This is a genomic window from bacterium (assembly GCA_022616075.1).
Classification (GTDB): Bacteria; Acidobacteriota; HRBIN11; order JAKEFK01; family JAKEFK01; genus JAKEFK01.
The window spans coordinates 1-23,315 of record JAKEFK010000307.1 but is presented as its reverse complement, the minus strand read 5'-3'; the positions used below and the strand labels follow the sequence as shown (position 1 = coordinate 23,315).

Sequence of the window (23,315 nt, the reverse complement as noted above, 5' to 3'; positions counted from 1 at the left end):
CGGTCATTAATGCCAGCCTGGAGGCTGGCGCTCATTTAACGGCTGCAAAGATGAGCGCCGCCATTCTGGCGGCATTGATGTCCGCCGGCTTTTAGCCGGCGAAGTAGCGGCTTAAGTCGCTACTAATTCAAGCGCTCAGGCAGCGGCAGCTTTAAAAGCTGATAAAAGACTTTCTCGTAGGCATCTACAACACTCTCCCAGGAATACTCGGAGTTAACTCGTAACTGAGCCCTGGAACGGAAAGAATCTACGAGATCCTTTTGAGCGAATATTTGTTCCAAAACTATTCGCAGACTTTTGGCGCCGGCTTTTCCATCATAATGCAACCCGGAATCGCCGATTGTTTCAAGATTCTCCGGAGTGTTGTTTACAATGACACAGTTCCCGAAGGCCATTGCTTCCAGAATAGCAGGATGAGTTCCGCCAACGCTGGAGGTTTCCACGAAGGCATACGCATGAGAACTAAGCTCATTGTAGCCTCGTCCAAACACATAGCCTGTAAAGAGAAAACGTGGATCATTCTTCGCCAATGATCTCAGCCACTTTTGATATTCCTCAGCGTACGGCGCATCTCCCACGATCACACATTTAAAATCGGAATCGATCTCCCGGAAAGCTTCCACCAGATGATGAGCGCAGTTTTCAGGGACCAATCTGCCGACAAACAAAAGATATTCTCTTGGCTGCAGATTGTATGTCTTCAATGTTTCATTGGCTGGTACTATTTCAACCTCGGACCCATAAGGGATATAGATAGGACGGTGGCCGAATTGCGATTCATAATATTCCTGCACAACTCTGGAATCAGTCACGTAACGATTCGGAAGTTTGGTAGCCAGATATTCAGCAAACCGGATGTATTTCTTTGCAAGAGCCGGCCATTTCTCCCTTTTCCAATCGAGACCATCGACATTCAATATCGTTTTTGTTCCAACAATTCGCGGAATCCACGTTACCGGACTGTTCCCCGCAATAAAATAAAGAGCTACGTCGAAGCGTCTGATCAATGCATGAAGGGAAGCAAGAAAAGAATGTACAAGCGTATCCAGATACTTGTTTTGAATCGTGGGCATCTTTAACAGTTCTATTCCCTTATAGGTCTTTTCCGGATACTGAATATGATGCGATCTACAATACACGGTGACTTGATGGCCGCGTTTGACGAATCTTTGTCCCATCTGTTCAACACAGGTTTCAAATCCGCTGTAGCTTGCGGGGATTCCGCGGGTTCCCAGGAGTGCGATTTTCATGAAGGCCGATTGATCGCCTCTTCGTAACTTCTAAGAGTAATCAGGGCAGTATTGTTCCAATTAAACTTTTGAACGTGACTCTTTGCTTTCTCAGTCAGCTTTTTCCTCAGCTCGAAATCTGTCAGTACTCTCTCAATGCCGGCTACGATTGAGTGAACATCGACGGGATTTACCAGAAGTGCGGCATCCGCCAGAATTTCGCGGAAAATGGGAATGTCGGAAGCAACAACCGGAGTCCCCGATGCCATCGCTTCCAGCGGAGGCAGGCCAAAACCTTCGTATTCGGATGTATAGATGAAAAGATCCGCAGCGCGATAGAGGACCGGTAGATCTTCTTCAGGGACGTACCCGCAGAAATGAATATCGTGACGATATTTACACTCTTCTAATACCTCATGAAGCCTCTCGGGCTTAAAATAGATTTTCCCGGCAATCAATAATTTGTGCTCAATTGCGCTATTGCTTCGCAAATGTGTATAAGCCTGGATCAAACGCGTGAGATTCTTGCGGGGATCGATTCTACCAACATACAGCAGGAATTTATCGTTTAATGGATAACGATTTCTGGCACCATTGTCGTCCGCCTTTTGATGATTTGAAAAAACGTTTTGATCTACTCCTAAGTAACCTACACGAATCTTGTCTTTCGGCAGCTGCATCAGGCGGATCAAATCATCCTTGGAAACCACCGAAGAAGTCAAAATCAAACGGGCTCTTCTTGCCGAACTGGGAAGAAGAATTCTGAACAGCAACCGCTCAAAACGACTGAAATATTCAGGGAATCGAAAGGGTGTTATGTCGTGAATTGTGTTAATCAAAACTCCGCGGTGACGAAAGGGAGCAAAGTACTGCACGTGGAGCACATCAATCTTCTTGCGCTTCGTAGCCAGACAAAGTGAAAAAAACACTCTAAGCCATGCCGGGGAGTGGCGGATTGGAACCATTTCGACGTTCTTGCGGTCTTCGAGGTTCTTATAAAAAGAATGATTCCGGTCCGTTACGAATAGAACGTATTGATTGTTGGTGTCCAATTTCGTCAGATGAAGAATCAGATTTTGTATATAGGTGCAATTCCCCGTTCCGTCCCGTTCAGCTGAGTGTGCATCAATTCCAATGCGCATCTGTTTGGTTTACTGGAACGAAGAATCTAAGGAGACTTTCGGAGCCAGGATGGAACAGGAAATACCGATTGCCATGAACACCCAGATGAAAACAAGCCAGAATGCATTCGTAAAAATGTAGGCAAAAAGCGCGCCGATGAAAGCTGCAAAAAAGCCCTCCAGTAGTGCTCGATGGTACGGGCTGGAGGCCCTCTTCGCCGCGCTTCGAAGGTTCCATAGAAATACGATCTGGATCGCGCAAAAAGAAAGCAATCCTATGACACCGGTGTCGTGCAGCGCCAGGATAATCGAATTGGGGATCCAGTAATCTCCGCCAAACACTGGCATAGAACTACCACTGGCAAGAACCTTAATGGAGTCGGTCCCATTTCCAAGAATGGGATTCTGTTTCCAGAAATGAATCGAATATCTCCAGGCTTCCACGCGCGCCGATCCGGTGCCGGAACGATAGTCCAATATTCTCTGCACACGCTCTGCATAGCGATCTACCAAACTCATGGATCCCCTCGTTATAGATGCAGACAAAAAGTATCCGGCGAGCAAAACACAAAGAAAACCAATCAAAATGGGAGCAAGATGCTTTGATATCAGCAGGAATAGCTTTTTCCGGTTAAAAACAAGATAAGATAGAGAACCTAAAAAGAACCCCAACCAGGCTGCGCGCGTAAAGCTCATCATAGACGCAACCAGAACGAGAACAAGGGCTATCAAAATCAAGCCTTTTCCAACTCCGGTATTCTCTGTAAAGAGAAAACTCAGGAGAATTAAACCAATCATCATTTGGAAACTTCCGAATATGTTCCCTTCGAGAAATGTCCCCGTCGCGTAAATATCACCTGTTGTAATATAAGCCCCGCCAATGTTAACACCTTTGGAGAGCAAAATGACGGAGAGGATTCCATAAATCGCTTCCGTAACACCAAAGACAATCAACAACGAAATCACCTTCGACAGAATTTTCGGTGTTCGAATCAATTGCGTACCGACAAAATAGGCGCCCATCGTGATTGTGAGCATGAGACATCTTTGCAAGCTTGTTCTCAAGTCGGGTGCGTGGGCCAGGGAAGAAATAACATTCAACATCAAATAAGAGATGATGAACCAGTCGAGCGATGTGGTTACCAAAGGTCGTTTTCCGGAAATTACAAGAACAAAAAGGACCATAGCAAGGATGAGAGTGACCAGCTGATCAGGCCGCACGGTGAACGGTCCCACTTCAACTGCTATGATGCTTAGCATGGATGCAATCAGCAAAACGTAAATTCCCCAGTGTAATCGGAGAAGTACTACGGCCAGAAGTAGCAAATAGAGAGACCCCGAAAGGAGAAGCATCGGCCGGTCTACCAATACCGCGGCAATGCCCGCGAATACACTAAGAAGGATCGCTATCGCATAGAGGAATCTCTTCTCTGCGAACCAATCTAAATTTCCTTGCATTGACTGCCTGATTCAATCTTATCCTATTCGCAGAGTCACTTCACAAACGCATACGCTCGCAATTCTTTGAAACACCGGATGAGATCGGGCAATTGATAGTGCGCATTCATGCCGCTCGGATTTGGCAAAACCCAAACAAATGTCTTTCCGATGTTGTCTTTCTGCAACCCCAATTTTGCTTTGGGTGCAGCAAAAGCTACGCGATAGGCGGTGACGCCGACCACCGCCAGATAATCAGGCTTGTAATGAAGGACTTTTCTGACGACCTCTTTGGCTCCTGCGATTAATTCTTTTTTGTGCAATTCTTCAGCCGAAGCTGTCGCCCGCTTTACGATATTTGTGATTCCGCAATCATATTGAAGTAGCATTTTCTCCTCCGCTGGAGCAAGAAGCCTGTCTGTGAAATTTGCGCCGAAAAGCGCCGGCCAAAACCGGTTTCCCGGCCTGGCGAAGTTATGACCCACAGCGGCCGAATACAGGCCGGGATTGATCCCGCAAAAGAGTATTCTCAGATTCGGTGCAATCACATCGCGCAATGTCTTATCGACAGCTTTTAGAATCTCTTCGGACGAAGGGCTCATCTGTTGAAAAGCACAGTTTTAGCAGACTAAAACTCTGGAAATCATATGAACGTGGCGATCTCTGCGAAAGTTTTTTTCTGAATATCAGGAACCATCGCATTTTCGGCGGGATATCCAACGACAAGAATCAAGAAGGGACGCTCCTGTGATGGCCGATTGAGAATCTGATTCAAAAACCCCATCGGGCTTGGAGTATGTGTTAAAGATACAAGACCCGAGTAGTGAACGGCTGTAATCAACACTCCGGTAGCGATTCCAACTGATTCCGTTACGTAATAATTTTTCACTTTTCGTCCATCAGGCAAAACCCCATAAGCCTGAGCAAACACAACGATCAAACAAGGTGCTTCTTCAAGGAAAGGTTTGTTTTCGTTTGTCCCAAGCGGAGCCAAAGCATCCAACCATTCCTGAGGGGCTCGCTTTTCGTAGAACTCTCTCTCCTCAATTTCAGCCGCCTCCCGGATTTGTTTTTTTACCGTGGGATCATGGACCACAACAAAATGCCATGGCTGCATATTAGCGCCGTTCGGCGCCGTTGCTGCGGCTTGAATGCAACCTGCGATAACCTCCGTTGGAACCGGGCGGCTGGAGAATTCACGAACGGTTCGTCTCGTTTGAAGCAAGGCCGTAAAAGAAGCAATCTTCTGCTTCATCTCATCTTCTGAATACTGAACATAGTTGCTGAGCGGGACCAGTTTTAGTTTATTCACGTAATACTCCGCGTTTTGAATGATCCACTGTATTTTATCTTTGTGTCAATAGAGTGGGATAATCTTCGGAGGTAACGCTACAACAGGGCCATCAATCAGACGGTTTCATTCTCATCCAATACCTCGCGCACTTTTTGCAATAGAGTTTCAACTTTGAATGGTTTCGCCAGGAAATTCCCTGAACGACCTGACACTCCATGCCGCAAGGTGGCGTCATCCGCGTAACCGGATGTGAAAATCACTTTGATCCCAGGATGAATTTGCATGATTCGTTCGACTGCCTTCGGCCCGCTCATCCGTGGCATCACAACGTCCGTAACAATCAAATGGAAGGGATCTCTTTCATGTTCACAGATTTCAATGGCCTCGAGTCCGTCTTTTGCTTCGATTACCCTGTAGCCGGCACGGGTGAGAACTGTCCGCGCAAGGGTACGAATTGCATCCTCATCTTCCGCCAGAAGAATTGTTTCAGAACCGGATCGCGTCTCTTTCGATGCATGCTTCAGCTCCTTCCCTGTTACTTTCTGTTCCGTGCTGGGAAGATAAATGTCAAACGTCGTACCTTTCCCCGGCTTACTGCTGGCGCGAATAAAACCGCCGCTTTGCCTGACGATTCCATAGGATGTAGAGAGTCCAAGCCCAGTACCCCGTTCCTTTCCCTTTGTTGTAAAGAAGGGTTCGAAAATCCTTTCCATAGTTTTCGCATCCATACCGCAGCCAGTATCACTGATCGAGAGCCTAGTATAGGCACCTGGAGCCAGCGTTTCATTAAGCTTTTCCAGATGAGCGGCATTCAGATACTCATTCGAAGTTTTAATGAGAATTCTTCCAGTGTCCTGAATTGCGTCCCGGGCGTTTAAAATGATGTTCATGATTACCTGTGAGATTTGACCAGGGTCTACCATCACTCGACCGACATCCTTTCCCAGTGCTGCCTTCAATTCAATATTCTCTCCGATCAGACGTCGGATCATCTCCTCCATATCGGCTACGATTGCGTTCAGGTCAATGATTTGTGCAGCAAGAAACTGTTTTCTGCTAAAAGCAAGAAGCTGGCGGGTCATAGAAGCCGCGTGCATTGCCGCTTTTTCAATTGCGTCCGCAGGTTTTTTGAGCTTGCTGCCCGCTTCAATCTGAAGGTTAAGCAATTCAACATTGCAAAGGATAACCGTCAATAAATTGTTGAAGTCGTGTGCAACGCCTCCTGCAAGTATCCCGATCGCTTCCATTCGTTGTGACTGAGCAAGCTGTTCCTGGATCTGTTTTTGCTCCGTAATATCCTCGATTACACACAACCCATACAGAAAATTCCGGTTCTCATCACGCACCGAAGTGCCGGCAATGTTGGCCCAAACGATCTGTTCATCCTTTGTGAGACAGCGCTTGATGAATCTGTACTGCTGAATTTTATCCTGCAATAACTTCTGCAACATCACCGTTTCTTTGTTGAAATCTTCCGGATGCGTTAATTCTTCAATGCTTTTCCCCATAAATTCATCTTTACTGTATCCAAAGATTTCCTCACAAGGATGATTGAACTCCAGTAGACGTAAATTTTTATCGAACATGAACAAGCCGAATGGTATGACGGAAACGGCTTGCTTGAAGCGTTCTTCGCTCTCCATAAGAGCAGTTCTCTTTTCCTCCTCCCTCTTCTGGGCGTTCCTCCTTTGGATTTCGAGTGTTGCAGTTCTTTTTCGAAGGAGCGAGTCTTCTAAGATTGCGAGAGAGCCAAGCGCGACAAATCCGAAAAAGATGGCAACTTCGTGAGCGCGTCTGGATGCAGCTCCGAATAAATCGAAATAAGAAACAGGAAAGTGAATGAATAGCAGAAGAAAAGTTAAAAGAATAAGCGGAGATTTTGGAACTACAGATTTTCGGTGGACTTCGATCTCCGCGGCGCCGCGGCCATGATGGTACAACCGCGCCGCTATGACAATCGTCACCAAGGGGAGTCCCCAGACAAGATCCATTTTGGTGCCCCAGGTATCTTTTGCGATTCCCGCATAAATGCACCAATCGATCAGGTCGAGAAGAAAAAATTGCACGCTACCCAGCGCGATCAGGCCATAGATTGTCCCCCACTTTACGGATTTTGAGCATCTTTTCAGCTCAAAGAAGCGAACAAGTACAACCAGGTCCAGTGCAAGAAAAAGGTAATACGAGGGCAAAAACGCTTCATATGTTTGAGGCGCAAAATCGCTGGGGATCAGGATGAAGTACGTAAGTAGAGTCGTCAGAAAAGCGATGAAGCCCAACAGCTTGATTTTTTGCGCGTTCCGGTCGGAAGTTTCCTCCTGATTTACATCGGGCCTGAGCTCCGCGGCAAGAAAGAAAAACAAATAGTAAATCAGATAGATGACATCCACCCATATATATCTCATTGGGTTTTCGAGCATTTTCGGGAGTAACACAACAGCGCAACGCGCGAGAAGCCAGGAAGCAAATGCAATAGTGAGGTAATTCCAAAATCTTTTTTCGTTCTTGCTTTCCACCAGGTTCAACTGATGCTGAAACGCGAACATAACCAGGGCGTACAATAATAGTTCGCCGTAAAATTGAACATTACCGCGAAATTCTTCAGAGAATGAAAGAAAGTAAGGAATCGCTAAGACGACAAATGTGAAAGTGAATAAACGAAGGGCAAGGTCAAACCTCAATACTGCCACGTCGCCCCCTGAATTTAGACTACCGTATCATATTTGTTCCGGCGGAGTAAAGATTTTTATGCGAACGGTAGTGCTGGAGTCAACTGAATGGCTATAGCGCATGAAAATGAGGAAAGGAAAACTTGCGCGCGTTGCAATCTTTCCTTACGATAGTTTTTCAGATATGTATCTTCCTCGCAAAGCGCTCCCCTTTTTGATTGTTTCCCTATCTTCCGCTTTTCTCATCGCGCAAGAGCCGCTCAGAGAGGACCTTCAGGTCACACTGGTGACGCTGTATGTTTCGGCAACCGACACGCGGGGAGATTTTGTTACGTATCTGACGCCTGAAGATTTTCTTGTGAAGGAAAATGGCGTTCAGCAGACGATTAGTTCGTTCAGCTCAGGAAATGAAGATGCTCCTCTGACGGTTGCATTCGTTGTGGATAACAGTGGAAGTATGACGGCCGCCAATCTGGAGATGGCCAGATCTGCCGGATTCTTGTTGCTGAAGGAAATGAAGCCGAATGACAAGATGTCCTTGATCGCATTTCGCCATGATGCAACTTCACTGGTTGAGCTTACGTTTGAAAAGAACAGAATTGAAAATATGCTTCGCACGATGAGGCCGCAGTATGGCACCACTGCCCTTTACGATGCGATCTATTTTTCGGCCGGCAAACTGGATACTGAGCTGGGAAGAAAAGTCTTGATTCTATTCTCCGATGGTCAGGACAACACCAGCCGGCATCGGTTGAATTCTCTTTTAGATGAAGTAGCCGCGCTTTCTGATATCACGATTCTCTCTATCGGTACGCTTTTTCAGAAGGAAGAAATCAACAGATATGGCGCGATAGAAGAATACAAAAAGGGTCGGGCTGCGATGGAAAAATTGGCTGAGGTTACAGGCGGTTTCAGCATTTTTCCAGAAAATAAAGCGGCCCTAGAAGAAGCAGTAACCGATCTGCGGAGCCTGATTCGCAATCAATACACGCTGGGCTACTATCCAACAAACCGGAATGCGGACGGCACGTGGAGAGAAATCAATCTTGAGTGCAAGCGAAAAGGAATCCGCTTGTTAACCCGAAAGGGCTATTACGCGCGACGTTAGTGGTGCGGACGACCCGTCCGCAAAATGGAGACAGTACCCTATCGTGGCTGGCGGGCGAAGTCGCCCGCACCACATGGTGTTATAATCGCAGCATGCTGCCCTCAACCATTTCTGAGAACAAGAAAGGCATACTGGATGAATGCTCCAATAAATCGATCCTTGTAGAACATCTACCTTACTACTACCACGTTCACCTGAACATGCCTTGCAACCAGAAGTGCATCATGTGTGTTCCGGACGGCAACCACAAAAGGGATTTGCTTTCTTTTGAAGGATTTCTCTCCTTTTTCGAACAGATTCGTCCCTATGCCGAACACATTACTTTAATTGGCGGTGAACCTCTGATGTATCCCTGGATCCAGGAAGTCCTTGAGCTTCTGGCTGACCATCCGATTGCGGTAACAATCAACACGAACGCAACCATGCTGAACGAGAGAATCATTCCCAGGCTTCTTGCGCTCCACGAATTGAACCTTAAGTGCTCCATCGACGCCGCGGATCCTGCGACCTACTACAGAATTAGAGGGACGGACGTTTTCGGGAAAGTCACTGAAAACCTGGCGCGCTTTGCAGGTTTGACACGAACGATGGAGAACATTCGCCTCATTCCGGTTTATGTGGTCATGCGTGAGAATCTTCGGGAAGTGCTCCCCTTTCTCGATTTTGCCGAAACTTTAACTCCGCACAGGGTGGAGTTTCATCCGGTCCGGCATGTGATCAACTGGCACGTTACCAATGGGACGGGATGGATTTTTGCAGGTAAAGAGCAGTCCTGCGAATTCTTTTCAGAGGAGTACAACTCGGTCATGAGACAAGCGGCAGAAAGATGCGAAAGAACAGGAATCTCTTACGAAGTGCAATATGTCTGATCAGAAAAAGTATTTTTGCAATGAACCATGGGATGGCATTTTCAGCATTGAAACAAATCTGGATGTCACTTTCTGCCCGTGCTTTCTTAAAATGAATATCGGGAATCTGAACCAAAACTCGCTCAAAGAAATCTGGAACTCTAAAAAGTTATTGGAACTAAGAGTAGCCTTCAGTAAAGGAGAGCTGCCCACGATTTGCGAGAAGCAGCTTTGTTCTGTGGCACTCAGCAAATCACGTGCTAGTGCCCTGTAACATATGAACGTTAATGACTCCTCCCCCTTTGAAGGGGGAGAATCACTTTAGAACCTTGTGTTACAGTGCATCAGTGTTTAAGAAGAACCAGGTCCATCTTATCCTCTTACTGTCCTTTCTTCTGGTCGTATTCTTATCAAAACTGAGAACACTAAATACTCCATTCTACTGGGACGAGATCGGCTGGATAAGGTCTGCCTACTGGCTTTCCGGTGAAAATCTTTTCAGGGCGCTGCCAGGGTTCCATCCTCTCGGAACGTTCTTCGGACACCCTCCGGGATTGCATGTTTCCATGGCTTTCTTATTCAAACTGTTCGGAAAATCAATCTGGCTGGCACATTTCTTCATCGTATGCATCTCCTTTGCCGGCGTTTATTTTACTTACTTGCTGGGAGCCTATTTATTCGGAACACGTGTCGGAGTTTTCGCCGCGCTCTTTTTGTTCTTTACTCCTATGTATTTTGCCCAGTCCGGAATGTATCTCGGGGATGTGCCGGTTACAACATTCGGAGTCATGAGCCTCTATTTCGGGCTGAGAAAGCAGTACCTGCCCTATCTCATTTCGTCGATGTACCTTGTTTCTATTAAGGAAACCGGAGCGGCTATTGTTCTCGCGTTTCTCATTTATCTCGTCATAACGGGATACAAAAAAGAATCAAGATTTGGCGTGGAAATCTTGAAATACAGCATTCCCCTCTGGGCAATTGCTGCCTTCTTGCTTTTACAGAAGTTCACGGCTGGAAAATTTGTGGGGATCTATGCGTTCGAATATGACATCTACAAACATACTTTCGCGCAAATCTTTGAGGATTTTGTGCTGATTTTAAAATGGATTTTCATTTATCAGTATAGATTTCTCTTTACCCTTCTCATTGCTTTGCACTTCGTTATCAATCGTAAAACAGCATTCAGGAAAGAACTTCTCCTTTTCTTCATTGTTATGCTGCTTGCGACGCTGCCATTCTCATATTTCATGTTTCTCCCGCGTTATCTTTTACCATCCATGCCTTATTTGTGCATAACCGCAGCATGGGCTATTTTTGAATTAGTCCGTTCGAACAGGCTGAGTCTAGGATTGAGCGCAGCCATTGTAACACTGTATGGTTTTTCATTAGCAGGCTCGACTTCCTACGGTAATAACGAATGGAATATGAAGTACATCAATATCGTTAACATGCATCGGTCCATGTGTGAATATATTGAAACTAGATTTCCCCGATCCTCCATACTGGCAGTGTTTCCTTTAAACTCGGCCCTGAGCAAACCCGATTTAGGTTATGTCAGCAAACCTGTTCGAGCTGTAAGTCTTACCAGGCACATGAAAACGAAATGTTGTGATCTCGTTGTTTTCTCATACCTTTCGGACAGAAAACCGCCATCACGGTGGATGCAGTTTATCAAACAGGATCAAAGGCTGCTGATTAAAAGAATGAAGGCAGAGAATTTTGTCACGGAACTCTATGGGGCAGCCCTTCCTGAAGCACCGGGAAACCAGAAGCATGGCAAGTAAAGACCTTCCTCCGATTGAAAATGAAGCGGCAATCATTGACGGAGAGGAGGCCACAAATCCTCTGGAATACTTTAAAAAGGTTGCGCCTTACCTGAAAGTTGCCAGGATTGACCACTGGTTCAAAAATATTTTCATGGTTCTCGGCATGATCGTTGCAATTGCCCAGAACGACATCGTTGTAACCCTCCCTCTGATATTGAAGTACAGTTTCGCTGTTCTACTCGCATGCTTCGTATCGTCGGCAAACTATGTAATTAATGAAATATGGGATGCCGAATTTGACAGAAGGCATCCCAACAAAAAATTCCGTTCTGTGGCAACAGGCAATGTCTCTGTTAGGAAACTCGTCTTCCTGGAAATCTTGCTCGTGACCGTATCGATGGGACTCAGCTACATCTTTTTGAACCCGGAATTTTCAATTGTGCTGGGTATATTCTTCATCATAGGCGGAGTCTTCTATAACATCCCTCCCATCAGAACGAAAGACTTGCCATTAATCGATGTTCTGGGTGAATCCATAAACAATCCACTCCGGTTATTGTTGGGCTGGTTTGCAGTTGTGAGCTCGATCAACTTGCCCTTGACAGGAATCATCTCTTACTGGTCTTTCGGAGCGATGCTGGTTACTGCGAAACGATTAGCGGAGTTCCGCCATTTCGGGGACCAATTGGTCCTCTATCGTCCAACTTTCAGGTATTACAACAATTCCATATTGATCTTTATGTATTTTGCATTTGGACTCATAACGCTTGCCACCTTTGTCTTTCTGGGAATTAACTATAATTTCCGTTTGTTCTTCGTACTTCCTCTGCTGCTGATATTCTTGATCTGGTTTTCTGTTTTAACCTTTCAAAAAAACAGCATAGTCAAAGAACCTGAGAGGATTTTTGAAAAAAAACTTTTTGCGGCTTATTGTTTTCTGTCTCTGGTAGTTTTCACAATGACAATGCTTCTTTAACTGCAGCATCCTGAAGCAACAGCGAGGTCAACTGATTTGCGAAGATGGCGTTTGCTTTCTCGTTAGGATGCTGGTCAAAAGGCAAGATCCAGTAAGCATGATCAGGCTCCCGAGGAATGTGCGTCAAATCATAGTACTGAACTCCACGGGTGGTGAGTTCTGCCATAATCGCTTTATAAACCGGCCGGAAGCTATCCTTCCTCACATCCACCAGAATCGGAAGAAGTACGATTCGAAGGTGCTTGCCGTGACTGTTGGCTTCTTTTTCCAAGTCGAGGATGGCTTGTAAATTGCTCCGAAAGTATGGCGTTTGAAAAACAGCCGGGGAAAGTAGTTTTTTAATCCTGCGTTTCCTGTCGAAATAGGCGCTTTTTTTCTTCGCGAGGAAGTATACAAGTTTTGACCGTTCAGCAATGAACCACCATTTCTTGGAGACGTTGAGACTGATTACATGACTCGTAGGAAACTCAAGCAGGTCGTTTAAATGGAGGCCATAAAGTATGAGTTCGTGTTCGAAGAGTTGGGAGCACTTTTTGTAGATCGATAAACATTTTCTGGACTCAGCTCCGGGTGCCGCAAAGTTCCAGAAGTTGACGGGAATTTGCTGTTTTCTTAACTGATCCTGCAACTTGTAAATGTAGCTATCTTCGTAGCGAAGGCCGAAACCGAGAGTGAATGAATCTCCCAAAACGAAAACGTTGAATCCGCTGGAATCACGACTTTTTGACTGCAGCCATCGCGCTCCAAATTGATCGAAGTTATAATGAATCATCCCGCCACTTTTTTCATAGTAATGCCGGTTATCGAATTGAAGTGGGTACAGTTCCTTCATGGAATGAAACGGCTGCTGAAAAGCCGATTTGCCGATTTTCCTGGTGTACTGGTAGGGATTGTTTGTCTGGAAGTCGTGATCTGGAAAGATTCGCAAGTAAGTTTCCAGGGCAAGCAGCGTGAATACCAGGCTTGCAAGCGCCAGGAGAATCTTTTTCGGATAGGCTAATGTCTTTCGGGGCATCTAAGAGTCACTCTTCAGTTTAGAAATATCCGAGTCACCGTTGCTTGAGAAGAGCTCCAGATAGCGGCGAACGTTCTTTGCGATATCGAACGAATTTTCCACTTTCCTACGGGCATTTTCACCAAGCTCTTTTCTCAAGGCGGGACTCTCCATCAGTTTTATCATCGCATCAGCGAGAGCCATTTCATCATTTGGCGGAACGAGTAAACCGTTTACCTCATGATCTATGATTTCGGGAATGGCCGTGACCGTTGTAGAAATCACCGGGAGTTGCATTGCCATGGCTTCAATCAATGCATTGGGAGTGATGTCTCTGCTCCCATCTGTCCCTATTACACTTGGCAAAACGAATAGATCCGCGCTTTCGTACTTCTGCAACACTTTTTCAAACGGAAGAATCCCGCTGAATTGAACAGTATCAAGAAGTTCCAAATTCCGGTGTGCTTTTCTCAGATCTAAAACGTAATTGATAAACAGTTCATCTTCGGGTCCACCAACAATTTCGCATCGAAACGGAATGCGGCGGTCTTTCAGGATCTTGCAGGCCTTAAGCAGGTAAAGGAGTCCCTTTTGTTCGATGAGTCTGGACACGCTCAGCACCTTGAAAATTTCCGGCTCCGTTTCCTTCGCGCGTACTGTGACAAAGCGATTCAAATCGATGCCGTTGTAAATCTTGATGATTTGATTTTGTGACTTTTCCCGAACAATCGATTGTAAATAGGAACGGTTGTACTCAGAATTCGTGACAACAAAACTTGCATTTTCCAGATTCTCACGTAGTCCGAACAGATAAGTTTTTCGATGAACCTCGTGCGCTCGCGACTGAACAGAATAAGAAATGCCCAGAAGTTTTGAAGCTAAAAGCGAAAGAAATGCGCAGCGATCGGTCCAGGGTGAATGAATATGATTGATCTTTTCCTCTTTTAGAATCCCTGCCAGGTAAACGGCTTTCGAGAATACTTCCTGGTCACGTGAGAGATTCTTAAATGGGCTGAACCGGTGTGTAATGACAAAAAAGAACAAGTTGAAATATCGAACGGGGTTTCTGAAGAAGAATCGCATTTTGTATTTCCCAAGCTCTCTGATTTTCAGAGGAAGCAGATACCGTGTGCGCGTCAGCAGGGCTTTGGCGTTTTCATCCGCAAGAATGGTGTCCTCCGCTTCATCGGCCAGGATGAGAACGGACAATCCGGAATTCGTCAAGGCGGAGAGTTCGCGATTCACAAATGTCTGACTCAATACAGGAAAATGCCAGATGTAGTAAGCGATTCGCTTCTTTGCATCGGGGGATAGGTTGTTTTGCGTGTCCGGGATGGGCCACTCAGGGAGCCGAACTAGAATTTTGCGATACAACAATTGTAAAAGTGAATTCCATATTCTTCGAAAGCGTGAAGACAGCGTGTTTTGTGACTTTTTGTGTTTGTCTGCCAACGCCTGAAGTCCAGCTGCCACAGAGAACCCTGCAAACAATGTTGCGAGGATCACAATCAACCCGCGGGGCTGATTCGGCTGGCGCAGGAGATAGGCCGCTCTTCTGGCCCAACTCAGTAATGAGAGTGCCCGGTCAAACCACCTGGGATCAACTCTCCAACTGTAGAGATGCTCGGGAACTACGCGAATTCGAAACCGTGCTGCCATGATCTTGAAATACATTTCATGATCAGGATCGAGTTTCGTGTCTTCACGAAAGTTGCCCAGCATCCGGACCACCTCGGATCGATAAATTCGAAAATATCCGGCTACACGTGATCCATAAACAACAAATTCCTTCCAGTAATCCGAATCGACACCGGTCCATTCGATGAGACGTTCCCGTTGCCTGCGGAATTGATCCCGGTTGATATTTCCCTTCTCATCGAGCCGGAAATAGTAAGAGTGAACGCTCCCACAATCCGTTTCTCCTTCAAACTCATGGAGCATTTTTTCCAACGCTCCAGGAAGGAGGATGACTCGCGCATGCATAGTAGCGAAAAATTCTGCATTGCTCTGTTGCAGAGCGGAATTGTAAGCGCGCGCCGGAGTGATGAATTTGCAGGAAAGGAATCGAATCCGTTGATCACCAAACGATTGCACAATTGCAGCCGTATCCTCGCCGCCTGTGATCAGAAGTTCGAAATTCAGGCCTTTCTGTTCCAGGACGCTTTGGATTCCATTTCGGATTTCGTCACCGGAATCAAACGCATCCATCAAAATTGTTAAATGAGTCATGCTAATCAATCGACAACGGATATCGTTTCCAGCAGGTTTCGATAGGAGTTCTTATCCAGAAACCAGCCAATGTTATCCGGGAATTTCCTGGTGAGGGAGAGAGAAATCTTTTGCGCGAAGTTCTCAGGCGTAAAGGGGTCGACCAAAAGCAGCTCGTTACAGAGATGCCAGTTGCCGCAATTTCTTGAGGTAACCACATTGCATTGAACAGCAGATGCTTCGAACAAAATTCCGGGGGCGGCGTCAAACGAAGAGGGACAAACTACCGTTTTTGAATTTCCCATGAGGGCGAATAACTCCTGGCGATTTCTTAAGAGGCCATGGAAAACCGCCGGAATTGAATTTTCTTCAGTTTCCCCAACTACGTGGGTGGTCACGTTTTTTAGTTTGCGCGCGATTTTCTGGACAAACTGATAGTTTTTTTCCGGTCTGTTCCAGGAGCTGGAAATAAATAATACGTCGATCTCTCTTTCTGAAAAGGGTTTTGCAAAACGCAAGTGTTCCAGACTTTCTTCATAGATCCATTCGGCAAACCAGATCACTTCGGAATAAATCTTGCCGGAATGAAATGGAAAAAATTTCTCATATAGAAATAAAGTCATTTCAGAATGTGTGACAATAAGATCGCAAGAGTCTACAGCTGCTTCTTCTTCACGGCTGGAAATGTCGGGACGACCCAGGGCTGACTCAAGATTTTCTTTCAAGTGAGCGAACGTTCTCGCTTTCCTCCTGACAATGGAGTCTTTCATTTGCTGGCAACCTGTTGTGACAAACACGAGTTTCTTTTCCGGTGTTGCCCGCTTCATAACCAGGGAAGCGATGAACCCTGCTCCGATCAGTAAATCAGGCGAAATCTCCTGGATCCGTTGCGTCAATTCCGGGTGTTCTCCATATAGCGGGTTCCCGAGAACGACTGTCTCGACATTCTTCAGGTGTTTCGGATTGCCGAAATCCTGCCCTAGGGCGAACCCGTAATAATCCACATCCTGTTCTTCAATTAGATTCATATAGTGAACCTGATAAGCATCCTTTTGCATTTTCTCAAACAGGCTGTACGCAGCCGTGCTGGCCCCGCCGTAACCGGGAACTTCATAGCAGCCGAGAAGAATTTTTTTGTTCACTATCGCGAGAGTTGATGTCTGTGAACGACGCCTTGGATCGCGGTTTCGTATTCATGAAGGAACGAACTTAAAGGGCGGCTGAGTGCAACCTCACGCGCGTTTCGGGCGATTTGTGAGCGTAATTCCGCGTTGCTTGCTGCAAAAAGGATTTTCCCTGTAAGGACATCCACGTCTCCTGTGGGAAAAAGCAGACCTGTCTTCCCATCATGAATCACCTCGCGGGCAGAGGGAATGTCGCTCGCAATCAAAACGCGTCCACAAGCCTGAGTTTCCAAAAAGACCAGCGCACGCGCTTCCATCTCAGAGGGCATCACAACGATGTCCGATAGCCTTATTAAATCAGGGACACGATCGTAATCCACCCAACCTGTAAACCGAAATTGGTTTAAAAGATTCATTTGGCGACAGGCCGTTTTTATCGACTCCTGTAATATGCCGTCTCCGATGATCAGGAAAATCAGTGAAGGATCCTGTTCCAGCGCATTTTTGGCTGCATGGACGAAATCAAACGGACGCTTGAGCGGTTTTAGATTTGAAATATGAGCGATTACGATCTGTTGTTTCGCAATCCTAAACTGTTGCAGCAAGATTTCATCCTTTGCTTCCGGACAGAATCTTTCTACATCGATGGCATTCTCAATTACGATTGCTTGAACCAATCCCAGGTTGCGGATTTTTTCCGCAAGGTGCTTTGCCACGACAATGATCAGGTCCGTCTTCTGGAATTGTTCCAGAAATTTTGATGCCATGGCTTCCGGAATAGTCTTCTTCAAAATCCCGGCAGTTGTTGTTCCCTGAATTAGAAGGATAGAGGGCACCGAATACTTTTGAGCGAGATCGGGAACATGCAAAGCAAAAGTCTCTCTACCAATGAGAATCAGATCGGGCCTGCGCTCAGACATCATGCGGTGTAAGGCTTTCTGAATCTGTTCTCCTTCCTGCTGCCGGTAATCTTCGGGAGGCGGAATGTCCGGAGATGTTTCGAAATAAGGGAGATGAATTCTCGTGATTCGCAGCTCCGGATGGGAATTGGCAAATGTATCCATTGCTTCTACTCGAAGAGTGGGAGCAATTGCGCGTATGGTGTGTCCCGCATTTGCCAATCCCTGAAGGAGCAACGAACCGACGATTGCCGTCCCTCCATTATGCGGAGGCAAGGTACCAACATAAACCAGATCCAGTTTTCTATTTTGTTTGCGCAATGCTGTATTTCGTTAAGAATTCTTTCAAAACCTGCAGATTTTCGCCGGAACACCCCGATAAAGTGAATTGATAAGTCCTTGTCGTGCGGATCAATCGCAGAGCGCGTAGAAATCTCCGAAACACTACAGGTATTTTCGATAATGCATCCCACGAAGAATGGCTTAAGAGAAATTCCAGTCCCTGATACAATCCCACGCCGATCACAGCATCGCGGATCAAGACTCCAAATGTTTTCATTTTGGAATATTTCACAATGCTGGGTGCACCATTTAAAACTCTCCGTCCCACCAGAAGTATTGATTCTGTCAGCTTTCTGGTTTCCGTTTTGTCTTTCCAGTATTCGCAATCGATGTAATATTTCCATCCAAATTCCATGCGGTTCACCTTGTACACATACTGCTCGGGAATTTCTTCAATTAATTCCCGATTCAAGACTCCAATCGGTCTTGGAAATGGAAGGATTCGGCCGTGCTGATCCAAAATCGGATCATCATCGGAGATATAGCGAAACTCCAGTTCTTCGATCAGGGCGCGGGCCATGGTGGACTTGCCGCCGCCTTGAGACATAAGCATCAACACAGCAAGATCGTTATAAGACATGGCCAGAGCGTGGATGCGCAAGAGCCCTTGCCGATCGCAATGCTGGCCGAGAAGCGAAAGTACCAACAGATAAAAAGCTTCAACCAGAAAATTGCGGTCGCTACCGTAGATGTGGAAATGTGAATCGCGCTCACTCTGAACGACAACCCCTTTACCGAAGTAATCGATGATCTTTTGGTCTCTATCCTGATACACAATGTTCCGGGGAGTTGAAAAGGCCGCCGGTAACGACGGAAAAGTTTCATAGGGAGGATCGATTTCTTCAATGACTATTCTTGTCGTGCGCGGGACAAGCTCGCTCTCTGAAGCCACAAAGAAAACAAACGGCCGGAGCAATTCCGGCATGAGATTCATAGATGTGGTCTTGCATTCAATCACGAGCCCGTAAATATCCAGGTAGGACTTAGTCTCCGGAGATTCCGCTAACATCTGGTTGTGCATTAATTCCTGTGTGTTCATGCAATGCCGTACGTCAGATTATAAGCGGACAGCCGTTTCCGTCATAGATCTACGTAGCGGTACCGGATGGATCCGACGATCTTCCCCGCCTTCTTTCCGGAGTTAAACATCAGCTGGCAGCGCGACCGCTTTCGCTCGTTGCCGCGAATGGACTCGACGAAACTCGAGGCCAGATCCACATACGTACGTTTGTTCCACCTGCGATGACCGAACTGCTTAAGAAGCCAGTCATGTTTTTTCAAGACCGGCACGGAATAATATCCATGCAAGAAACCTTCGTGCGTCAATCCCCAGTAGTTGTCTTCATTCCTGTGATAAACGATTGCGTCCGGACTGAAGACAAATCGATACCCTTTTTGAAACAAGCGGTATGAGAGATCGACATCTTCGCAGCGCAACAGGTTTTCATCAAAAAACTCGAGCTCTCTGAGAATCGAAGCGCGCGAAGCCCAGTTCATGGTAATCGCATAAGGGGGCCGGTAAAGCTCAATCGCCTTGCTGTGATCATGAATGTTCTCTCCGAATTTTTCGATATGGTTGCAGGGTTGTTTTGAAAGAATCCGTCCGCCCACAACTGCTGCGTCCGAATTTTCTAAAGGAAGAATGAGGTTCCGGAGCCAGTCTTGTGCCACAGTGCAATCGGCATCGGTAAACGCAATGACGTCACCTGTCGCATTCCGCAAGCCTCGATTTCTGGCGGCAGACGGCCCTCTCTTTTTCTCATGCAAGATTCGAATTCGTTCGCCGTAACGATGCAAAATGGCGGATGTTTTGTCGGTTGAGTCATTATCCACGCAAATGATTTCAAAACTTTCTTTGGGAAAATCAAGAGCAAGCAAGGACTCGAGGCATTCTGCGATTGTTTTTTCGCCGTTATAAACAGGAACGATGATGGATATTCCGGGGAGATCAGGCATCTTTTATTTGTACTTCTCACGGTAATTCTGTAGTGACCCGGCCCCGCTTGTTTCTCTAACCCATTTCTCGAATCTCGATTTATAGAGGCATTGGCGAAGATAAGTCACTCTGGCACGTGAGATTTTCTTTTCGATTGCGGAGGGACTTGCTCCATGTTTGCGCATGATTTTCCGAATCTCTTCTTCGTGCACACTGAGTGGAAGATGCGTGGTCAAACGATAAGAATCGCGGTGATCCCTGTACAGATAAAGACACTCCTTAATGGCCACGAAGATCGCGCCGTTTTCAGCCATCAGCCAGGGGAAATCGTAATCGTCGGGCCCCACAGAGTTCAATGTTTCATCCATACCGCCGAAAGAGAGCGCCTTTGTGACTCTCCAGCATAGAAGATGTTTTACAGGAGAAGTCCGCAAAAAATCCTCAATGCTGAAACGGTCCTTACTGTAATAAACAGAACTGATCTGACGATCCTCCTCATCGATAATCATCCTGGAAGAATGAAAAAAATCGGCGTGGGGTTGCGAACCAATATTCGCGTTCAACACAGCAACAGCATCCGTTGACCACATATCATCCGAAAGAAGAATCCCGACAAAAACGGTTTCAGCGCGCCGCATTCCCGTATTGAATGCTCCGGCCAGTTTTCGCGCCTCGTTTTGAATCATCCGAATGCGGGAGTCGGCCAATTCATTTTGCAGGAGACTGGAAAGCCGCGGATAATCACGATCTTCCACAATAATCAGAAGCTTCCAGAACGGGGAACTTTGTTTCTGCAGTGATTCGATGGCCTTTCGCACGTAGGGAAGATGGTAATTTTTCAAAGGCATCAGGGCGGTGATCCGGCAATTTTCTTCCATCAAACCTGTTCCAGCTCTTCTGTAATAAGTCTATTGTAAACTTGAACGCGATTTTCCCAGGTGTGATTGTCGAGAATATAACGAATCGCAGATTGCCGGTCCCAGGGTGTGCGCCCAGCTTCCAAGACCTTTTCCGCCATCAGTTCCATATTACCGCTTTCAACAGAAAATCCGAGTCCCGATTCATGAATGAGAAAATCGTTCGGGAATCCCGCCTCTGACACAACAGGAAGTCCTGCTCTTAGGTAGTGATAGATCTTACTGCTTTCATTGTTTTGATGAAATTTTCCCGAAGAAACAACCACGCCGACATCAGCAGAACGCAGATAGTCCCACGTTTCCTCATAAGGAACTTTCCCCAAGTATTTTACAAATGCAGCATCCAGAAGCCTGACCTCGCCCACGCCGATCATGAACAATTGAGCTCCGGCACTCTTTAGAATTCTTCCCAATTCGTTCAACTTGCTAACCAGAACGGCATTCGCTTCCGGTTGCCTGTCCAGCGTGTATATGTTTCCCGCGAACAAGCATCGAATCCCCGCTTCCTCCGGAAACGGGTTCTTCCGGAATTCTGGAATCTGCTTGTCTGCTGCGCCGGGAACAAGCAAGATGTTTCCATTGGATTGAAAGCAGCGAAGCCACAATTCTTTCGCCTGTGGCGAAAGGAGTGTCACGTACCTGCTTGTTTTTTGAATCCGCAGTTGCGTTTCATAGAGTTCTTTTCTCAGCTCTCCGTAAAAATAAACACCCTCCATATCGTGAGACGCGACCACCGATCCGAGCTTCGAAATGATAAACGGATGTCCGGTCCCCCCAAAAAATTCCAGCGTTTCAAAACCGCGATGGAATACAGTTTTAACGACATCATAGTCCTGCCAGTGAACGTTTTTCAGTGAAATCCTTCTGAGGTTAGGGCCCATCAGGATCGGCGATTTTTCCGGAATCGGTTCTATCGTTGCGATGTCGACCTGATGACCCAGCGCGGCCAATCGTTCAGCAATTTTTAGCCAGCGGATATAAGACATATCCACCGGCACAAAATCCGGTTTTTCCCGGTTGTAGACACTCACGATTTTGGCCATGAACACCTAACCCTCAGCACGCGTTATTCAGAGTAACCTGAGCAGCGACCTCATTCAACGTTTTCAATTTGCCCAGCTTTGAGATTTTTTCCAGAAAGCCCCTGTAATACGGGAGCCATTGATGAGCATAACAATCATGAAGGCAAAAGATGGCAGAATTCGCTTCGTTGATTTTCTGGATTGCTCCCTTCTCCCAGTCTTCGTACCTCATTCCTTCTTTGTACATTGCAAAATCATCAAATAAGACAGGCAATTTTACCAATCGATTGATCATTTTCGGTTCACGAAAGCCCAGTGAACGCACTGAGCTTGCAAGCCACTCGAAATTATGAAACGCGAGATGATAGTCATTGAGTCCTTCCGTGATTTTTGACTGGGGAGGCCTGTATCCCTTGATCCTGTAATCTATTTTCCTGCATTCCACCAGCTGAAAAGGGATCTCATCATCGATCCCATGATTGTATGAGTGAAACGCAAGGCAGTGAGCGTCGCTTTCAATTCTTTCCCGAACCCGCTGAAATACGCACCCCAGAATATTGTACGTTGCCTTTACCTGAAATTCCTTTTCGATTCCCAGCATCTGTTCAAGGTGCACCGGTGATTTTTGATGAGCATATTCGGCAAAAGGCGGATCCGCTTCCGTATGTCCGAACCCTTCTTCAACATCGTGGCACAAACAAATGATCTTTCCGTTACTCAGTTTCTCTTCATACATTTCCGGCCTGACCATGCGCCCCCGGTTTGCATCTGTGTCGATACTCCACCACTCATCCTTCCTGGAGGCCTGAAAGAGCTCGTTAATATTTCTGTCATAAACCCTTTCAAATAATTCTCTTTGCACGTTTCTTTTTGGATCTGTATTTTTAAGAGCAAGAGCGGATGAACACGAATGAATTGGATTTAGTTTTTGCTCGTACGCAAAATTCAAAATGGCATTGAGAAGCAAATGATGCCACCCTCTGAACCTGTTTTCGATTCTTGTCTTGTGTTCTCTTTTTCTTGAGATCCGCTGCACCAGATCCGAGATGTGAACCATCGTGTAAAGGCTGGTTCCCTGGATCACGATGTTGGCTGTTGCAATCTGTCCGGTATTTCCAAATTGCTGTTGATGCCAGACCAGATCATCGTCAAAAAATAGATCTTGCGGGAATTCATCGATGACGGGAGATTCCGCGTACAATACGACTTCCCAGATCTGGCTCAGTTCGCAAGGTCCGCACATGCGAGTTGCCAGTTTCAACCCGTCCGGGCCGCATTTTGGCAGGAACAGGATTCTATGAGGAAAGAAATAGCTTCTCTTATACCCTTTTGAATAAAACTCTTCCGCTCGATCCCGGCCAAATCTCCTGTATCGCGTACAGCCCTCCACAGTGATCATGGAACAAATCTACCAAATTCCCATCGGGT

The 23,315-nt window shown here is 46.4% G+C and carries 19 protein-coding genes; 4 read left to right on the top strand and 15 right to left on the bottom strand.

Translation table 11 applies throughout. From position 1 onward, the window contains the following. Positions 1-122 precede the first annotated feature (122 nt). The 6 genes from L0156_24715 to L0156_24690 all read right to left on the bottom strand — a co-directional run bounded on the left by L0156_24715 (position 123) and on the right by L0156_24690 (position 7,768). Positions 123-1,250, bottom strand: coding sequence for a DUF1972 domain-containing protein (locus L0156_24715; protein ID MCI0606202.1), 1,128 nt, complete (start codon positions 1,248-1,250; stop codon positions 123-125). Beyond that, positions 1,247-2,371, bottom strand: coding sequence for a glycosyltransferase family 4 protein (locus tag L0156_24710; protein ID MCI0606201.1), 1,125 nt, complete (start codon positions 2,369-2,371; stop codon positions 1,247-1,249). The genes L0156_24715 and L0156_24710 overlap by 4 nt, the downstream gene beginning before the upstream one ends. Positions 2,372-2,380: 9 nt before the next feature. Next, positions 2,381-3,808, bottom strand: a complete 1,428-nt coding sequence (locus L0156_24705; GenBank protein MCI0606200.1) for an O-antigen ligase family protein — start codon at positions 3,806-3,808, stop codon at positions 2,381-2,383. Between the two features lie 35 nt (positions 3,809-3,843). Then, positions 3,844-4,389, bottom strand: a complete 546-nt coding sequence (gene mug, locus L0156_24700) for a G/U mismatch-specific DNA glycosylase (GenBank protein MCI0606199.1) — start codon at positions 4,387-4,389, stop codon at positions 3,844-3,846. Positions 4,390-4,430: 41 nt separating this feature from the next. Beyond that, positions 4,431-5,099 carry a nitroreductase family protein gene (locus L0156_24695; GenBank protein MCI0606198.1) on the bottom strand — a complete coding sequence of 223 codons (669 nt, stop codon included), beginning with the start codon at positions 5,097-5,099 and terminating at the stop codon, positions 4,431-4,433. A gap of 95 nt (positions 5,100-5,194) precedes the next feature. After that, positions 5,195-7,768, bottom strand: a complete 2,574-nt coding sequence (locus L0156_24690; GenBank protein ID MCI0606197.1) for a PAS domain S-box protein — start codon at positions 7,766-7,768, stop codon at positions 5,195-5,197. 100 nt (positions 7,769-7,868) lie between these two features. On the opposite strand from L0156_24690, the gene L0156_24685 reads away from it, so the two are divergent. The 4 genes from L0156_24685 (at position 7,869) to L0156_24670 (ending at position 12,445) form a co-directional block, all read left to right on the top strand. After that, entirely contained in the window at positions 7,869-8,855 is a 987-nt protein-coding gene (locus tag L0156_24685) for a VWA domain-containing protein (GenBank protein MCI0606196.1), read from the top strand. Positions 8,856-8,947: 92 nt separating this feature from the next. Then, entirely contained in the window at positions 8,948-9,724 is a 777-nt protein-coding gene (locus tag L0156_24680; protein MCI0606195.1) for a radical SAM protein, read from the top strand. A gap of 326 nt (positions 9,725-10,050) precedes the next feature. After that, the gene (locus L0156_24675; protein MCI0606194.1) at positions 10,051-11,487 is read left to right on the top strand and encodes a glycosyltransferase family 39 protein; all 1,437 of its coding nucleotides are present in this window, start codon (positions 10,051-10,053) and stop codon (positions 11,485-11,487) included. Beyond that, the gene (locus tag L0156_24670) at positions 11,477-12,445 is read left to right on the top strand and encodes a UbiA family prenyltransferase (protein ID MCI0606193.1); all 969 of its coding nucleotides are present in this window, start codon (positions 11,477-11,479) and stop codon (positions 12,443-12,445) included. Before L0156_24675 ends, L0156_24670 begins: the two co-directional genes overlap by 11 nt. On the opposite strand, the gene L0156_24665 is transcribed toward L0156_24670, so the two are convergent. The 9 genes from L0156_24665 to L0156_24625 are packed head-to-tail and all read right to left on the bottom strand — an operon-like array spanning position 12,423 to position 23,286. After that, positions 12,423-13,460: an SGNH/GDSL hydrolase family protein gene (locus tag L0156_24665; GenBank protein ID MCI0606192.1), complete on the bottom strand. Its 1,038-nt coding sequence runs from the start codon at positions 13,458-13,460 to the stop codon at positions 12,423-12,425. The genes L0156_24670 and L0156_24665 overlap by 23 nt on opposite strands. Continuing rightward, a complete protein-coding gene (locus L0156_24660; GenBank protein MCI0606191.1) occupies positions 13,461-15,668 on the bottom strand; it encodes a glycosyltransferase in 2,208 nt (735 codons plus the stop codon). It abuts the gene before it with no gap. A 5-nt stretch (positions 15,669-15,673) separates the two neighbouring features. Beyond that, the gene (locus L0156_24655) at positions 15,674-16,789 is read right to left on the bottom strand and encodes a glycosyltransferase (protein MCI0606190.1); all 1,116 of its coding nucleotides are present in this window, start codon (positions 16,787-16,789) and stop codon (positions 15,674-15,676) included. Beyond that, a complete protein-coding gene (locus L0156_24650; GenBank protein MCI0606189.1) occupies positions 16,789-17,991 on the bottom strand; it encodes a glycosyltransferase family 4 protein in 1,203 nt (400 codons plus the stop codon). The genes L0156_24655 and L0156_24650 overlap by 1 nt, the downstream gene beginning before the upstream one ends. Continuing rightward, positions 17,975-19,051, bottom strand: coding sequence for a hypothetical protein (locus L0156_24645; GenBank protein MCI0606188.1), 1,077 nt, complete (start codon positions 19,049-19,051; stop codon positions 17,975-17,977). The genes L0156_24650 and L0156_24645 overlap by 17 nt, the downstream gene beginning before the upstream one ends. A 41-nt stretch (positions 19,052-19,092) precedes the next feature. Next, a complete protein-coding gene (locus tag L0156_24640; protein ID MCI0606187.1) occupies positions 19,093-19,968 on the bottom strand; it encodes a glycosyltransferase in 876 nt (291 codons plus the stop codon). A gap of 3 nt (positions 19,969-19,971) precedes the next feature. After that, a complete protein-coding gene (locus L0156_24635; GenBank protein MCI0606186.1) occupies positions 19,972-20,826 on the bottom strand; it encodes a glycosyltransferase in 855 nt (284 codons plus the stop codon). Continuing rightward, the gene (locus L0156_24630) at positions 20,826-21,908 is read right to left on the bottom strand and encodes a glycosyltransferase (protein ID MCI0606185.1); all 1,083 of its coding nucleotides are present in this window, start codon (positions 21,906-21,908) and stop codon (positions 20,826-20,828) included. Before L0156_24630 ends, L0156_24635 begins: the two co-directional genes overlap by 1 nt. Before the next feature lie 13 nt (positions 21,909-21,921). Further along, on the bottom strand, positions 21,922-23,286 hold the full coding sequence (locus L0156_24625; protein MCI0606184.1) for a hypothetical protein: 1,365 nt from the start codon (positions 23,284-23,286) through the stop codon (positions 21,922-21,924). Positions 23,287-23,315: the final 29 nt, after the last annotated feature.

Bases quoted from the DNA above. Each gene is read 5' to 3' on its own strand.
- L0156_24715 (MCI0606202.1), bottom strand. From the start codon at position 1,250: ATGAAAATCGCACTCCTGGGAACCCGCGGAATCCCCGCAAGCTACAGC.
- L0156_24710 (MCI0606201.1), bottom strand. From the start codon at position 2,371: ATGCGCATTGGAATTGATGCACACTCAGCTGAACGGGACGGAACGGGG.
- L0156_24705 (MCI0606200.1), bottom strand. From the start codon at position 3,808: ATGCAAGGAAATTTAGATTGGTTCGCAGAGAAGAGATTCCTCTATGCG.
- mug (MCI0606199.1), bottom strand. From the start codon at position 4,389: ATGAGCCCTTCGTCCGAAGAGATTCTAAAAGCTGTCGATAAGACATTG.
- L0156_24685 (MCI0606196.1), top strand. From the start codon at position 7,869: ATGAAAATGAGGAAAGGAAAACTTGCGCGCGTTGCAATCTTTCCTTAC.
- L0156_24680 (MCI0606195.1), top strand. From the start codon at position 8,948: ATGCTGCCCTCAACCATTTCTGAGAACAAGAAAGGCATACTGGATGAA.
- L0156_24670 (MCI0606193.1), top strand. From the start codon at position 11,477: ATGGCAAGTAAAGACCTTCCTCCGATTGAAAATGAAGCGGCAATCATT.
- L0156_24665 (MCI0606192.1), bottom strand. From the start codon at position 13,460: ATGCCCCGAAAGACATTAGCCTATCCGAAAAAGATTCTCCTGGCGCTT.
- L0156_24660 (MCI0606191.1), bottom strand. From the start codon at position 15,668: ATGACTCATTTAACAATTTTGATGGATGCGTTTGATTCCGGTGACGAA.
- L0156_24645 (MCI0606188.1), bottom strand. From the start codon at position 19,051: ATGAACACACAGGAATTAATGCACAACCAGATGTTAGCGGAATCTCCG.
- L0156_24640 (MCI0606187.1), bottom strand. From the start codon at position 19,968: ATGCCTGATCTCCCCGGAATATCCATCATCGTTCCTGTTTATAACGGC.
- L0156_24635 (MCI0606186.1), bottom strand. From the start codon at position 20,826: ATGGAAGAAAATTGCCGGATCACCGCCCTGATGCCTTTGAAAAATTAC.
- L0156_24630 (MCI0606185.1), bottom strand. From the start codon at position 21,908: ATGGCCAAAATCGTGAGTGTCTACAACCGGGAAAAACCGGATTTTGTG.
- L0156_24625 (MCI0606184.1), bottom strand. From the start codon at position 23,286: ATGATCACTGTGGAGGGCTGTACGCGATACAGGAGATTTGGCCGGGAT.